General features: G+C 36.2%; 13 protein-coding genes and 1 pseudogene. 3 read left to right on the forward strand and 11 right to left on the reverse strand.

The genetic code is table 11. The features are described 5' to 3' along the window. Positions 1-11: 11 nt before the first annotated feature. Positions 12-959: an HD-GYP domain-containing protein gene (locus BLQ56_RS15695; RefSeq protein WP_090856346.1), complete on the forward strand. Its 948-nt coding sequence runs from the start codon at positions 12-14 to the stop codon at positions 957-959. 53 nt (positions 960-1,012) lie between these two features. Here the strand turns inward: BLQ56_RS15695 and nikE are convergent, their stop codons facing one another. The 9 genes from nikE to BLQ56_RS15740 form a co-directional block, all read right to left on the reverse strand. Beyond that, positions 1,013-1,834 (reverse strand): nickel import ATP-binding protein NikE, encoded by an 822-nt coding sequence (nikE, locus tag BLQ56_RS15700; RefSeq protein WP_090856349.1) that lies wholly within the window; start codon positions 1,832-1,834, stop codon positions 1,013-1,015. Positions 1,835-1,866: 32 nt separating this feature from the next. Further along, positions 1,867-2,691: an ABC transporter ATP-binding protein gene (locus BLQ56_RS15705; RefSeq protein WP_090856352.1), complete on the reverse strand. Its 825-nt coding sequence runs from the start codon at positions 2,689-2,691 to the stop codon at positions 1,867-1,869. A gap of 20 nt (positions 2,692-2,711) precedes the next feature. Further along, positions 2,712-3,542, reverse strand: coding sequence for a nickel ABC transporter permease subunit NikC (nikC, locus tag BLQ56_RS15710; RefSeq protein ID WP_090856356.1), 831 nt, complete (start codon positions 3,540-3,542; stop codon positions 2,712-2,714). Next, entirely contained in the window at positions 3,539-4,483 is a 945-nt protein-coding gene (gene nikB / locus BLQ56_RS15715) for a nickel ABC transporter permease subunit NikB (RefSeq protein ID WP_090856358.1), read from the reverse strand. The genes nikC and nikB overlap by 4 nt, the downstream gene beginning before the upstream one ends. An 18-nt stretch (positions 4,484-4,501) precedes the next feature. Beyond that, positions 4,502-6,133, reverse strand: coding sequence for a nickel ABC transporter substrate-binding protein (nikA, locus tag BLQ56_RS15720; protein ID WP_090856361.1), 1,632 nt, complete (start codon positions 6,131-6,133; stop codon positions 4,502-4,504). A gap of 200 nt (positions 6,134-6,333) precedes the next feature. After that, positions 6,334-6,729: an MEDS domain-containing protein gene (locus BLQ56_RS15725; RefSeq protein ID WP_090856364.1), complete on the reverse strand. Its 396-nt coding sequence runs from the start codon at positions 6,727-6,729 to the stop codon at positions 6,334-6,336. Positions 6,730-6,732: 3 nt separating this feature from the next. Then, complete coding sequence (locus BLQ56_RS15730; protein WP_090856367.1) at positions 6,733-7,068, reverse strand: Spo0E family sporulation regulatory protein-aspartic acid phosphatase; 336 nt, start codon at positions 7,066-7,068, stop codon at positions 6,733-6,735. Positions 7,069-7,282: 214 nt separating this feature from the next. Continuing rightward, on the reverse strand, positions 7,283-9,082 hold the full coding sequence (locus BLQ56_RS15735; protein ID WP_090856370.1) for a hypothetical protein: 1,800 nt from the start codon (positions 9,080-9,082) through the stop codon (positions 7,283-7,285). A gap of 2 nt (positions 9,083-9,084) precedes the next feature. After that, positions 9,085-11,085 (reverse strand): efflux RND transporter permease subunit, encoded by a 2,001-nt coding sequence (locus BLQ56_RS15740; protein WP_090856373.1) that lies wholly within the window; start codon positions 11,083-11,085, stop codon positions 9,085-9,087. Between the two features lie 208 nt (positions 11,086-11,293). Here BLQ56_RS15740 and BLQ56_RS15745 point away from each other — a divergent pair, with 208 nt between their 5' ends. Next, entirely contained in the window at positions 11,294-11,869 is a 576-nt protein-coding gene (locus tag BLQ56_RS15745) for a TetR/AcrR family transcriptional regulator (protein WP_238457287.1), read from the forward strand. 89 nt (positions 11,870-11,958) lie between these two features. Here BLQ56_RS15745 and BLQ56_RS15750 read toward each other — a convergent pair. Next, a pseudogene (locus tag BLQ56_RS15750) lies at positions 11,959-12,332 on the reverse strand (iron chaperone). Positions 12,333-12,520: 188 nt separating this feature from the next. On the opposite strand from BLQ56_RS15750, the gene BLQ56_RS15755 reads away from it, so the two are divergent. After that, entirely contained in the window at positions 12,521-13,624 is a 1,104-nt protein-coding gene (locus BLQ56_RS15755) for a 5-methyltetrahydropteroyltriglutamate--homocysteine S-methyltransferase (RefSeq protein WP_090856376.1), read from the forward strand. A 132-nt stretch (positions 13,625-13,756) separates the two neighbouring features. On the opposite strand, the gene BLQ56_RS15760 is transcribed toward BLQ56_RS15755, so the two are convergent. Further along, positions 13,757-13,924 carry a DUF1328 family protein gene (locus tag BLQ56_RS15760; RefSeq protein WP_090856379.1) on the reverse strand — a complete coding sequence of 56 codons (168 nt, stop codon included), beginning with the start codon at positions 13,922-13,924 and terminating at the stop codon, positions 13,757-13,759. Positions 13,925-14,248: the final 324 nt, after the last annotated feature.

Raw genomic sequence — 14,248 nt, forward strand, 5'->3', positions numbered from 1 at the left:
GAGTAAATGGTATGTTGAATATATTTAATAAGTGGTTGGATCATCCTGTTTACTTTCGCTATGGTTTTTATATCCTTCTGATTATTAGTGTGTTTTTGAATGGAGTTATTCTTCAAAACGACAGTCATTTCTTTATCCTCTACATTTTCACTGTCGTTTTTTTGGGAATCGGTTATTATAACAAACCAGCATGGTTCTTAACTTTACTCACACTCTTAGTAGTTAAGTGTAGATACTTTCTTATCACAGAATTAGACGACAACCTACTTACCTTCATCATCTATTTGTTTACCTATCTTCTTTTTACCTTTATATCCGCTGGATTTATGAGAAATCTCAAGAAAGTGAAAAAGGATAATATAGAATTAACGACAGCACTGGCAAACGCTTTAGATTCCAGAGATACTTATACACTTCACCATTCTGAAAATGTCGCAAAGTACGCTGAAAAAATAGCCAAAGCAATGAACTTACCCAACGATTTATGTAATACCGTCCGCATGGGAAGTCTGTTACACGATATTGGAAAGATTGGAATTCCCGAGAATATTTTAACGAAACCAGGCAAATTAACTAATGACGAATATGAATTTATTAAAGCACATCCAAAAATCGGATATGAAATTATAAAGCATGTCGAAGGTTTTCATAAAAACGGTGTACTAGATATCGTTCTCTATCACCACGAACGATATGATGGTAAAGGTTATCCGTTTGGACTAAAAGGCGATGACATTCCCTTAATATCTCGAATCGTTGCCATTGCAGATACTTTCGACGCCATGACATCTAGACGTATCTATCGCGAAGAACTTGATTTGGAATACACCTTGAATGAAATCAATAGAAACAAAGGAACACAGTTTGACCCTGACATTGTAGACGTATTTCTCAAACTATTTTCAGCAAACCAAACTAGTCTCGTGAATGAAGAAATAAACCTAAAAAACTCCTCTTGAGGTGAACAGATTCAACTAAAATCTGACTACCTTAAGAGGAGTTTTCTACTACCCTATACATTATTTTCCTTTGTTGAAAGTGATCGGAAACGAGGGTGCTCACCAAGAATAGATTCTCTCATTCGTTTAACAACAGCGTGTTTTGAAGAAAAGAAACCATCTTTTTCATCGTAAAACTCTACTAATTCTCCCTTTTCCAGTACACCTAACTTATCTGAGATGGTAAAAGCTGCCTTAATATCATGAGTAATAAAGAGATAAGATAAACCAAAATCTTCTTTTAACTCATTTAATAAATCCAAAATTAAGCTTTGTGTAACCATATCTAAACTACTGACCGATTCGTCTAGAACGATTAATTTCGGTTTTAGAGCGATTGCTCTAGCAATATTAATTCTTTGTAATTGACCACCACTAAATTGATGGGGATATTTTTTTAAATCTTTTTCACTTAAGCCAACTCGTTCTAATAGATAGATAACCTTACTTTTTTGTTCAGCCATCGTTAGCTTTTCATAATTCTCTAACGGTTCACTTATAATTAGTTCAGCAGTCATCCTAGGATTTACCGAAGAATATGAATCCTGGAAGACAACTTGTAGATCTCGACGTATTTTTCGTTGGATAGATTTATCGGCTTGATAGATGTCATGCCCTTGAAATAAAATCTGTCCTTGCTGCGGACGTTGAATACCAAGAATTACTTTCCCTAAGGTGCTTTTACCAGCTCCACTTGTACCAATTAACCCTAAACATGTGCCTTCTTCAATCGCAAACGTAATATTATTAAGAACCTTCTTGGATGGCTCCTTCCATTTAAAAACCTTCTTAGAATTATAGCTATGACATACTTCATTTACCTGCAATAAGCTCACTGGGTTCACCCCTTGAAAAATCATTTCTTCTATTAAAATTGATAGGTATACGGCTGTTTTTGAAGATATAAGGTCGGTCTTGTTTTTAACAACTTCTTTGTGTACTCATGTTGTGGGTGATCAAATAAATCAAACACATTTGCCTTTTCTACAATTCTTCCTTGTTTCATAACAATGACATCATCTGCCATCTCTGATATGACACCAAGATCATGGGAGATAAGTAAAATAGAGGTTCCATAATCAGTACGAATTTTATCTAATAGACGAAGTACTAATAGTTGGTTATGAAGATCAAGTGCTGTCGTGGGTTCATCAGCAATAATAACAGATGGGTGTAAACAAGCAGCCATACTAATCACCACTCGTTGAAGCATTCCCCCACTTAACTGGAACGGATATTTCTTCAACAGTTTATCAGGCTCTGGCAAATTCACACTTTTCATCACATCTATTGCAAGCTCCTTTGCCTGCTTTTTCTTTAAAGGAGTATGAGACTGAATCGTTTCAACAAACTGATGACCAATTGTAAAAACTGGACTAAATGCATTCATCGGATTTTGCATAATAAAGGCTATATCCTTCCCTCGAATATTCCTCATATCATTGTTTCCTATCCCATTTAGTTCCCTACCGTGAAGTTTAATACTTCCCCCAACTTGAGTAGTCTTCCGATCATGCAGCTGTAAAATAGACATACTTGTTACAGTTTTCCCACTACCGCTCTCACCAACAACACCCAAAATCTGCCCTTTTTTCATTTCAAAATTAATATCCTTAACAAGTGTAGTAAAAAAACCCTCTTTGTTTTTTACTGCTACCTGTAAATCGGATACACTTAAAATAAATTGTTCCATTATTAAACCAGTCCTTTTTATTAGCGGCGTTTAACCCCAAACCGTTCTGATAGTGCCTCTCCTAGTAAATTAAAGGTGACAACAACTAGCATAATCATTAAACCTGGATAAATCATTAAAGAAGGATTGGTTCTAATATATGACTTTCCTTCATGAATCATTGCTCCCCACTCTGGAGTAGGTGGTTGCACACCTAAGCCTAAGAAGGACATGGATGATAAATTCATAATCGCCCAACCCATTTCCAATGTTCCCATAACAGCTAGTGATGGAAGAACATTAGGAATAATATGTTTCTTCATTATGGTCCATGTAGAAGAACCACTAATCCTAGCTGCAGTAATATAGTTCTGTTCTTTCAGGCTTAAAACCATTCCACGAATAACCCTTGCGTAATAAACCCATTGTACGAGAATTAGTCCTAAAACAACTTGTTTGAGACCTGCTCCCCAAATACCAACAAAACCAAGTACAAACAAAAGACTTGGGATCGCCATCAGGCCATCACCGATTCTCATTAATAATTGATCAATCCAACCACCTTTATAACCAGAGATGATACCAATGATTAAACCAATACTTAAAGCTGAAATAAAAATTAACATAGCATATCCTAACGAAATTCTAGCCCCATATAGGATACGTGAAAGCGTACATCGACCTAAATGATCTGTTCCTAATGGATATTCCAGAGATGGTGGCTGTAATTTATGAGCGATATTAACAAGGATTGGATCATTAGGTGCAAGCCACGGAGCAAATATCGTGATAAGAAATAACACGCTCAGTATTACAGAACAAATAACGATCACTTTTTGATTTCTTAATTTATCACGAAACATTGCAATCATTGATACTGCCTTCCTTTTCTAGAAATACGTGGGTCGATATACATTTGAATAATGTCTACAATTAAGTTACTTATAAGAAATAGTCCTGCTGATAAAAGTATATAGCATTGAATAACAGGAACATCACGGTTAAAAATCGCCTCGATAAAATATCGACCAAATCCTGGCCATGAAAAGACTGCCTCTACAATGATCGCTCCAGTCATTAAGTTTCCTAAATTCATACCAAGGCCGGTTATCATAGGAGAAATAGCAATTCTTAAGACATGCTTCCCCAGAATGATTTTCTCATGAATCCCTCTCGTCCGTGCAAAAAGCACATATGGCTCTTGTAAATTTTCAATCACACTTGCACGAAGAAGGCGAGTATATAAAGCGATTAAAGGTAATGCCAAAGTGACAGAAGGTAAAACTAAATGAGCAAAAGTTCCAGTTCCTTCTACTGGGAACAGATCAAGCTTAACAGAAAAGAAGAAGATTAATAAATACCCAAGCCAGAATGACGGAATTGATGCCCCCAAAAAAGAAAGGAATCGACTAAAATGGTCAATTCCACCGTTCTTCTTTATACCCGCTAAAAAACCAATAGGGACACTAACAAGGATTGCTATGAGAAGGCTTCCTACCGTTAACTGAATAGTTGCTGGCAATCGCGAGGATACCTCTTCCCATACTGATTTATTCGATACATAAGATGTCCCAAAATCAAGTTGGATGATTTTAACAACGGAGTTCATATATTGTACAAACAGAGGCTGATCTAAGCCAAATTCTTGTCTTTTCTGCTCTAATATCTCATCTGTTGGTTGAATATGTGCAGCACTTAAGTATGCCTCTGCTGGATCTACTGGTGATAGGTGAATCATTCCAAATGTTAGTAGGGTAGCTAAAAGGAAAATTGGAATTATTGTCATTATTCGTTTCACTATATAAGTACCCATAAACAAATCTCCTATCGTTTATTCCGTTTTGTCGATATTATAAAATGGATGCTCATCCCGATTGGCAGGGAATGTGAAATTAGATACATCCTTTTGATATATAGCAATTTTCTTAATATATGAAATCGGTACAATCGCACCTTGCTCTTGTAGTGATCCTAAGATTGTTGTATATAATTCTTGACGCTCAGCTTCATCTGTTGTTTGTTTCACTTGTGCGATCTGGCTTAGAATCTCTTCCTTATTAGGATAAGCAGTAATTGCTTCGTTAAATCCAAATCCCTCTGTAGCAACAATATTCACGAAAGTATGTGGATCATATGGAGCTCCATAGTTACTAAAGAAATTCATATCAAATTCATTTGCTTTGAATCTTTCAACTTGAGTTGTAAGCTCAACACCAACAATATTTAACTTCACACCTAATCCTGCCCACTCTGACTGTAAAGTTTCAGCCATTGTTTTTTGGATTGATTCAGCTGAGTTAAACATTAACTCAAACTCTAGTGGTTGCCCATCCTTTTCACGAACAGTTTTACCTTCTGGCAACTTCCAACCTGCTTCATCCAATAACTCATTTGCTTTCTCAACATTATAATCAATCATCGTTACGTCGATATCAGACGTATATGGTAAGTTTATTGGTAAGATATAGTCAGCTTTCTCTTCGACTTCAGATGTTACTCCATCAACCATCGCTTGTTTATTAAATCCATAATGTAATGCTTGACGAACACGCACATCTGAAAGCTGCTCTTTATTCGTATTCAAAACTAGTTGTCTAGTAGCCACTGGTTCAGAAATACTTGTCCCATATGATCCTGTTGATTCTAATTGTTTAAAAGCATCCAAACTAATAACACCCTCACCATAGATAAGGTCTAAATCTCCCTTTTCAAAAGCAAGTACGCGTGTTTCCGCATCTGGGATTACTTTAACTTTAATTTTCTCTACATTTGGGAGCTCTCCCCAATAATTTTCGTTACGTTTAAATATCGCATATTCATCTACTTTATATTCATCCAATACCCACGGACCTGTTCCGACTGCCTCTTCTATACCTTTTGAAGTGTCACCATCTTCTGGGAAACCTGCTTCTCCTAAGAATCGAACTGGGCGCACAACAGCTAACTCTTGAATCGTGGGATAATAAGGTTCTGTTAATGTTAATTTAAAGGTATATTCATCTACTACCTCTGTTTGAGAAACCATAGGAATAAATCCTAACCAACTATGCAGATCTACATTATTTAGTATAGCATCAAAATTCTTTTTCACAACTTCTGCATTAAAAGTAGTTCCATCAGAAAATTTTACTTCTTGACGTATGTTAAACACATACTCTTTCCCATCTTCTGAAACAGTCCAAGACTCTGCTAAATGTGGTTTTAGCTCTCCTCCATCTCCGTAGCTCACTAAAGGTTCAAAGACCATCGATTGAGCAAATAATTGGGATGGATTGTACAGATGTGGATTCAAATCACCTATATCCCTAGGCCAAGCAAAAGTGACCATATTACTACTTTCACTATCACTAGTAGAATCTGATTTTTCAACTGAACCAGTTGAACAGCCTAGTAAGGTGATAGATAGAATGAGAATCAATAATGACATACATAAAGTTTGTTTTGTTAATGGTAATTTCTTCATAACACATGCTCCTCTTCAGATGATAATGATAACTGTTATCAATGCTATAGGTTGCACACTTAATTGTCAATAAGATTAATAATTTTCTATTTAGTTTATTATGGAATCTATTGAACAAAAAGAAGAAGTCTTTTTTAGGCTCCTTCTTCATTTGAATTATATTGGTAAAGCATACACCTAGACCAAAATTGAACCTAGCATTATAACTGAATCTTAAATAGAGAGTTATCATACAAAAGGTGTGAATGAGTTTTTAATGACTCCATCATGATCTTCTCATCCATAATCTCTCCATTATGAATATAATCAAATGCATCATATAAGCAAAGTCCTGAAACATTAATTCCTATAAGGACTTCTGTTAGCACCTCTTCTAGCTTGAGGAAATCCTCTTTTGACGTTTCTCCAATTGCATACGAAGGTTGTCCAATTACTCTTGCTCCTCTAAATCTATTACTTTCTACTTCTTTTAGTAAAGATGAAATTAACTGTCTTACACCATCAATCCCATTTGTATTATTAGCGATTACCATGTTTTTTACCGGAAAATGTATTACACCAGTTCTATTAATCCCATGAAAGTCCAATAGCTCCATTAGTTAATTAAAAATATCTTTATTTAAAGAAACCGTAACAAGTTCATTATTATCTACCCCATGCTTTATATAAGGTAGTAGATTTATTAAAAGATGCTCACGGCCATAATAATAAAAGGTGGAATGAATACCAAATATATTATCTAGAGTCTCAACTTTGCTCTCCATTCTTCTTTTATCACATTTGACACACTCTAAAATAAATTGGTCTAACACTTGACTTCTTTTAACAACCATATCATCCAGGATATTGCCTTTTTCAGATACTAAATTCATTAATATCTTTCTATTTTCTTCTAGACAAGTTTTAATATTACACCCTTCACAAGTTGGTTTCATCCTAATCCCCCTGAGCACACTTAGAATATTGTTTTATTCTCCATGTTGCTCAGAAAACCCTTTCTTTTCTCCATTATATTGTAAATAATTTTCAGAAACTTCTGGTAACTTTTTCCCAAAATCAAGTTAGAGCGGAATCATCTATTACTCAGTCATATCAATTAGTAAAAATTAAAAAAAGAAGTCCATTTACTGAACCCCTTTAATTATTTTCTTATTTAAACAACTCCACCAATCTCGCCCAAAATCCTTTCACTTCTTCCACCGTTTTTTCACTTTCTTCTGCCTCTTCTTGTTTGATACTCTCGGTTTTCAGAACAAATTGGACAGAATTAATATCTTCATTCTTTGATGAAACAAAGGATACTGGTTCGAAGTCAGACTTGTCGTATTCACTCATCATCTGATCGACTTCTTCTTTTATTTGTTCTGGTAAATCACTTGTGGCTTCATAAAGTTCGGTGGTTCCGTCATGAAGCTGGCTTGCACCGCTTTCTAATTTACCAGTGCCATCTGACAGTGCGACAACTCCATTATGCAACTCGGAATATGAGCTAGATAATTGGCTCACCCCACCTGTATACTTCACCAACCCTGAATGGAACGCACGATAATTCGAAGACAATTGACTTACTCCATCACGCAATTGTGTAATGGATTCTGCGATATTCATCTCTTCAAGAGAAGTTGATAGCCCATTTGCTATTTGCTCTAGTTGGCTCGCCATTTCTAATAATGCTCCACTAACCTGCACTAAAGTTCCATCAACTGCAACAAAAGCTTCCTGTACAGATAAATAAGTCCCTTTTGCTGTTCGGGCAGTGGAATATGTTTCAATTAATTGATCAAGGACTTGCTGATCAGCTCCACTTCCATACAATTGTTGGATTTGCTCTTCCGAAATCTCATATTCCGGAATTGCTGCCATAGCGGTATTTAATGCACTGTATGCAGTAGCATAGTTTTCCTTCAATGTCGTTAATCCCTTTGTTGTTTCTTTTAACCCACCTGAGATTTGAACAAGTCCTTCTTCTAGCTTTTTCACATCACCAAGATTCATATTCTCTGAGTTAGCACTAAGATTAGTTGATAATTTATCAAGTGCACCCTCAATTTGCCCAGATGCATTCACCAGTTCTGAAGAGGAGTGAGCAATTGCATACATACCATCTTTGTATTGCTTAGAACCATTACTTAGACCTTTAACGCCATTGTTTAATTCACTAACACCATTTGCTAATGCCCCAACACCGTCATCGACTTCTTTAATTGCGTCTGTTAAAGTGTGTATTTCACCTGTCATATCATCTATATTAGGTGCGTCAATTGGCAAAGAAGACGGGATCGCAGTGATATCGATGCCATCTAACTCGAAATCAACAACATCAGCTTCAACAACAAGCTCTTCCTCTTTCTCTGGCATCACGGTAAATGTAACTTGTTTACTTTTACCCGCATTGGCTAGCATGCCATTAGGGGCCTGTATATCACTGAAAAGTTCTAGATTAAGAGTTAGAGAGATTTGTAGTAGATAGTTTTCAAAAAACACTTGATCTACTTCCTTATTAGCAGATGTTGCAATTCGGATTTCTACATGCCCTTCTTTTCCAGCAAGTTCCTCTGGTGCTATTTGTTTTCCGTCTAACAGGTATGAAACCGAAATATTCCATGGCAGAGCTTTCTCGTTCATGTTTCCTTGATAATAGAATTTCCCCTCAGTTGCAGTAAATTCTACTGTATTGTCGATTTGCTCTAATGGAGCTAAGTCTGACAAGTTTTTCAGATTTGAATAATGTCCATAATCAACAATTTTTCCCGCTTTATTAATATCTAAAATGTTAACAACATATATTTCTTGTCGTTCCCCATTGGCACTTAGCTTTGCATACACCACTTCATCCTTTGAGGAGATTTCCCCTGGCTTACTTTCATTAGAAGCAGCCGTTACAAGAAATGAAGGAAGTGCAAAAAGGATGGCAGCAAGTACGAGTAGACTCTTTTTTAATCTCTTCATCATCATTTCCCCTTATAAAAATTTGCTTTCCACGTTGTTTTCATAATCAATTTATCAAACACTAACAGACATGCTGGTAGGAAAAACACCACCATAATAAAGGCAAGTAACGCACCTCTTCCAAGCAATAACCCGATTGATGAAACAATTGGGTTAGATGACGTAATCCATAAGATGAAACCTACACTTGATAGGATGGAAGCTGAGATCCCAATTGAGAATATTTTCTCATCAACTGTTTTCTTTACCGCTTCAAGTACAGTCATTTCCGTTCGGTATTCTTTGTACGCATCTGTCAGTAGAATTGCATAATCGACTGTTGCCGCAAGTTGAATAATACTAATCAGTAGATACCCTACATATACCAAAGGAGAATCAGTAAAATAAGGGACCGATAAATTAATCCAAACAGCTGACTGAATCGTTAGCAGAAGAATCAAAGGGATTCCGATCGACTTAAATGTCACGATTAGTACAATGGCAATGGTAATGATGGTTAATAAATTGACTAATTTATTATCTTTTTGAACGGTGTTTTTTATATCGTATAATGTAACACTTTCTCCAACCGAGTAGATATCATCACCGTAGTATTTCTCGGCCGTATGTTGGACCTTTTCAATTAATTGAAAAGCCTCGGTCCCCTCTGTCTTTGTTTCCGTTTGAAGGATAATTCGACTATAATTTTCGGAATAAAATTGTTCTGTAATCGATGCATCCAAATATTCTGGAGGAATCGCAGCACTAACTGTATTTACATACGCAAGAACACTAGAAACATGCTCAATTTTTTCTAAATCTTGAACTAATTCCTCTTCGTTAGCAATTTCCCCTTTGGGAACAAGTAAGACAATCGGAGTACTCTCACCAAAGCTCTCTTTAATTTTAGCAATATCACTTCCAGCTCTTGTGGTTTCCGGTTGGTCTCCGACCCCATAGGTAAAACGCGTCTGACTTTGTGCTAAAAAGGCAGGTACAATTAGAAGGATGATAATTAGTAAGCTTACTAATCTTGATTTAGTTACAGCACCACCAATTCTCTTAAAGCTAGGAAGCAATGGTTTATGCTGTGTTTTATCAATCCATTTATAAAGTAAAAGAGTCAGCGCAGGTAAAAAGACCATGACACTAATAAAGCTTAATACTATCCCTTTTACTAAGTTGATTCCTAAATCTGAACCAATTTCGAACTCCATAAATGATAGTGCCATAAAACCAAAAAAAGTGGTTGAGGCACTTGCCGTAATTGCCGAGAAGGATTTCTTCATCGCAAGCTGCATGGCCTCATGAGGGTCCGCTACCTTCTTTCGATAATCAGAGAAACTATGAAGAAGGAATATCGCATAATCTAATGAAACAGCAAGCTGTAATATAGGTGCTACCGACTGAGTAACAAACGAGACTTCTCCAAGAAAAATATTTGTACCCATGTTAATTAAGACAGAGACACCAATAGCTGTTAAGAAAAATAACGGTTCGACCCAAGAATTGGTCGATAAAACTAAAATCAGGATAATAATAGGGACTAATAAGGCAGCTGCATACATCGATTCTTTACCAGCCATCGTTTGCTGTGTTGCTGTATTAACCGATTCACCTGCCATCGCATTTTCTTCACCGATGAGCTCATAAATCGCACTCGTAACAGCTACTTCATCTCCAGCTAGAATACTGAATAAGAATAACGCTTTACCATCTTTATAATAAGATTCCACAACCTCTTCATCAGCTATTTCAAGTGGAGCTTTTATATCAATTGCATCATCTAACCAAGTGACATCTGATACACCATCAATTGAAGATAGCTTCTCTTTAAAATCAAGTGCTTCCTGTATACTCAAATCATTCATCATCACTCGATTGGTCGGAACACTACCCTCAAATTCCTGTTCCATAATCTCCATCGCAATGGTTGATTGAGCATCTTCTGGCAAGTACTCTTTCATATCGTAATTGACCGATACAGTAATAGATGCTAAGGCACTAAGTACTGTAAGAATCATAAATGTTATCACAATGATCTTTTTATGTTTAATAATTCGTGCCGCAATGTTTATCAGAACTCACCCTCTCTTGCCTTATTTTCATATACACCATATCATTATATTGACACAGTGTTGCCTAATCAACAGTCAGTTCTTTAACATCCGTGAGTTAGGCAACACTTTCATAAATTATGTTGCTTATCAGTAAAAAGAAAGGATTTCTTAAATGACTACTTCTAAATTAGACAGACGCAAAAAATACACTCGCATGGTTCTAAAGGACAGTCTTATACAGCTTTTAAAAGAAAAGGACATGTCTTCAATTACAGTCAAAGAAATATGTGAACGGGCAGATATCAACCGCTCTACATTCTATTCCCATTACGCGGATCACTTTGACCTACTTGATAAAATCGAAGAAGAAATAATCGAGGAGATGGCAGGATATTTAAGTCGTTTCACATTTGAAAATGAAGAGGATGAGCTCCAGATTCTTGAAAGATTACTAGACTACTTCGCATCAAAACAAGAAATATGTAAGACCCTCCTAAGTGAAAATACTGATACAACCTTCCAGAAAAAAGTAATGATTTTCGCACATCAATTCTTCATGCAGAACTGGAAAGCAGGAAACCATCATGATGTGGAAATTTCTGAGTATTTAAGTACATTTATTATCAGCGGAAGTATCCATGTTATGAAAAATTGGTTATCCAATGGAATGGACAAATCACCAAAAGAAATGGCAGAGATCCTAACCAATCTCATCAATAAGGGACTTTTAGGGACAAATGGTGGTTAAAAGTCTAGTCTTTTTAACCGCTATTATCTGTCAGACTTGAAAAACGCATGACATTATATCATGTCATGCGCCTTTGTTAAGAGGGTATTTTATTTTCGCCAAAAGCCCGCACAAGTTTCTTTATCTTGAATATTAAATTCAATCATTTTTGCAAGCAATTCATAATTAACAGGCTGATTCCAAGGAATTCGAAACAACCCTTTGGTAGCACTGTAGCCAGCTTCGGCAATTGGATCAGCAAAGGTCGCCATGCCAGCTTCTTCAGGCGAAACACTCATATGATGTTTGGCGATGGAAATACCTAAAATAAAGGTACCATGATCGGTAAACATCGGCGTATTCTACTTGATTTGTGGTTTTAAATTTGGGAACTCATTAGCAATCCACATCAACACTTTCTCTGTTCGCGCTCACGATGATCTGGGTTATCAATACCCGCTAAAAATTCAGAAAAAACCTCTATATAGCCCCCTTGATATTAAGGTTATAACTAAAAGCTATAACCAGCCATAGGATCTTTGTTCTACCCTATAACACTCACATCATGTTACATTTAACTCACATTAAAAAAGGAAAACTGTTGATTGGAACGGAAATCGACTACTAGTTTATTAAATACGAAATTAACCATAATAGAAAGAAGGAATTCAAATGACAAAGACACTTGTTAAAGCTCCATTTAAAGCAGATCACGTTGGAAGTTTACTTCGCCCTCAATCAATCCATGATGCTAGAAAGAAATTTGCAGAAGGTATCATCTCGGCTGAAGAATTACGTGCTGTGGAAACAAAGGAAATTAAAAGAATTGTAGATAAACAGATTGAAGTTGGTTTAGAAGCGGTAACTGATGGTGAGTTCCGTCGTAGATTTTGGCATACTGATTTCATGGAACACCTAAACGGGGTTGAGGGTTATGTGCCAGAGCATGGTTATAAATTTAAAGGTATTGAAACTGAAGCATATAATGTACGTGTCACAGGAAAAGTTTCTTTTAATCCTGATCACCCACACGTTAAAGATTTTATTGAATTTAAGGAGATTGTCGGAGACCGTGCAGTTGCAAAAATGACGATTCCAAGTCCAAATCAATTTTTCAATGCTGGTATTCGTAATGAAGAAATTTATCCAACTGTTGAGGAATTTGCTAAAGACGTGATCCAAGCTTATCGTGATGCACTTCATGCATTTTATGAGGCAGGCTGCCGTTATTTACAACTAGACGATGTGTATATCGCTGGACTTTGTGCAACAGACCTTCCATTTGCAACAAGTGATTTAGATAGACAGAAATTAATTGACCTTGCCTTAGATGTTGTAAACGGAGTATTAGAAGGAAAGCCGGAAGACCTAATTGTTACAACTCACCTTTGCCGTGGAAACTATCAATCAGCTTGGGCGTTTGAAGGTCCATATGACCGAATTGCACCTAGCTTCTTTGCAAAAGAAAAAGTAGACGGCTTCTTCTTAGAATATGATGATGAGCGTTCTGGAGACTTCAAGCCATTAGAACATGTTCCAGCAGGTGGACCGCAGGTAGTAGTAGGTGTATTCACATCTAAAACTGGGGAATTAGAAGATAAAGAGGCAATCAAAGCTCGTGTTCAAGAAGCATCTAACTACGTACCACTTGAACAAATTTGTATCAGCCCACAATGTGGCTTTGCTTCCACACATCATGGAAATATCTTAACTGAAGAAGAGCAATGGGAAAAGTTAAAGTATATTGCTGATGTTGCGAAAGAAATTTGGGGCTAAAACCATAAGAAACGACCTTTGACAACATCGGTGCATTTAATAAATGCATCGATGTTTTTCAATTTGTCTTCGCTTATAACAAATTGAAAGAGACCATTAATTATGGTCTCTAGAATTAGAATACATTCATCCTTATCTCCGCCTCATAAAGCTACCAATAAGCGACATAATAAACAGAATGATGAAAATGTAAAAGATAAATTTAGCTATTTCAATTGCTGCACCAGCTATACCAATAAAGCCAAAAAATCCTGCTATAAGTGCAATGATAATAAATATAATTGACCATTTTAACATCATGTTCACGCCCTTCTTTGAAGTGTATACATAACAATACCCATCCTTTTGTTAAGTAAACATACAAGAAAAGCGCAAGCGCCTTGTTCAGCCCCAATGGGCTAAGCGCTGGAGCAGACACTTCAACTGAGTTTTATGCTTTCTTATCTTTTTAAAAAAACGTATCAGTCCTTAATTTGACAAGGTGTCGAGGCCACTCAAAATGTGTTTATTTTTGATAAATGATGTTTTTTCCTACTATAAATACCGACTACATGTTGGATATGCACGAGAAATCTGATATATGCACAGAATAACAATTATATGCACAACTTTTTCCGATATATG

It is taken from the genome of Litchfieldia salsa (genome assembly GCF_900104555.1).
GTDB classification, from domain to species: domain Bacteria; phylum Bacillota; class Bacilli; order Bacillales; family Bacillaceae_L; genus Litchfieldia; species Litchfieldia salsa.

Excerpts from the sequence above, each read along its gene's own strand:
- BLQ56_RS15695 (WP_090856346.1), top strand. The coding sequence starts at position 12 with ATGTTGAATATATTTAATAAGTGGTTGGATCATCCTGTTTACTTTCGC.
- BLQ56_RS15705 (WP_090856352.1), bottom strand. The coding sequence starts at position 2,691 with ATGGAACAATTTATTTTAAGTGTATCCGATTTACAGGTAGCAGTAAAA.
- nikC (WP_090856356.1), bottom strand. The coding sequence starts at position 3,542 with ATGATTGCAATGTTTCGTGATAAATTAAGAAATCAAAAAGTGATCGTT.
- nikB (WP_090856358.1), bottom strand. The coding sequence starts at position 4,483 with ATGGGTACTTATATAGTGAAACGAATAATGACAATAATTCCAATTTTC.
- nikA (WP_090856361.1), bottom strand. The coding sequence starts at position 6,133 with ATGAAGAAATTACCATTAACAAAACAAACTTTATGTATGTCATTATTG.
- BLQ56_RS15725 (WP_090856364.1), bottom strand. The coding sequence starts at position 6,729 with ATGGAGCTATTGGACTTTCATGGGATTAATAGAACTGGTGTAATACAT.
- BLQ56_RS15730 (WP_090856367.1), bottom strand. The coding sequence starts at position 7,068 with ATGAAACCAACTTGTGAAGGGTGTAATATTAAAACTTGTCTAGAAGAA.
- BLQ56_RS15735 (WP_090856370.1), bottom strand. The coding sequence starts at position 9,082 with ATGAAGAGATTAAAAAAGAGTCTACTCGTACTTGCTGCCATCCTTTTT.
- BLQ56_RS15740 (WP_090856373.1), bottom strand. The coding sequence starts at position 11,085 with ATGATTCTTACAGTACTTAGTGCCTTAGCATCTATTACTGTATCGGTC.
- BLQ56_RS15745 (WP_238457287.1), top strand. The coding sequence starts at position 11,294 with ATGACTACTTCTAAATTAGACAGACGCAAAAAATACACTCGCATGGTT.
- BLQ56_RS15755 (WP_090856376.1), top strand. The coding sequence starts at position 12,521 with ATGACAAAGACACTTGTTAAAGCTCCATTTAAAGCAGATCACGTTGGA.
- BLQ56_RS15760 (WP_090856379.1), bottom strand. The coding sequence starts at position 13,924 with ATGATGTTAAAATGGTCAATTATATTTATTATCATTGCACTTATAGCA.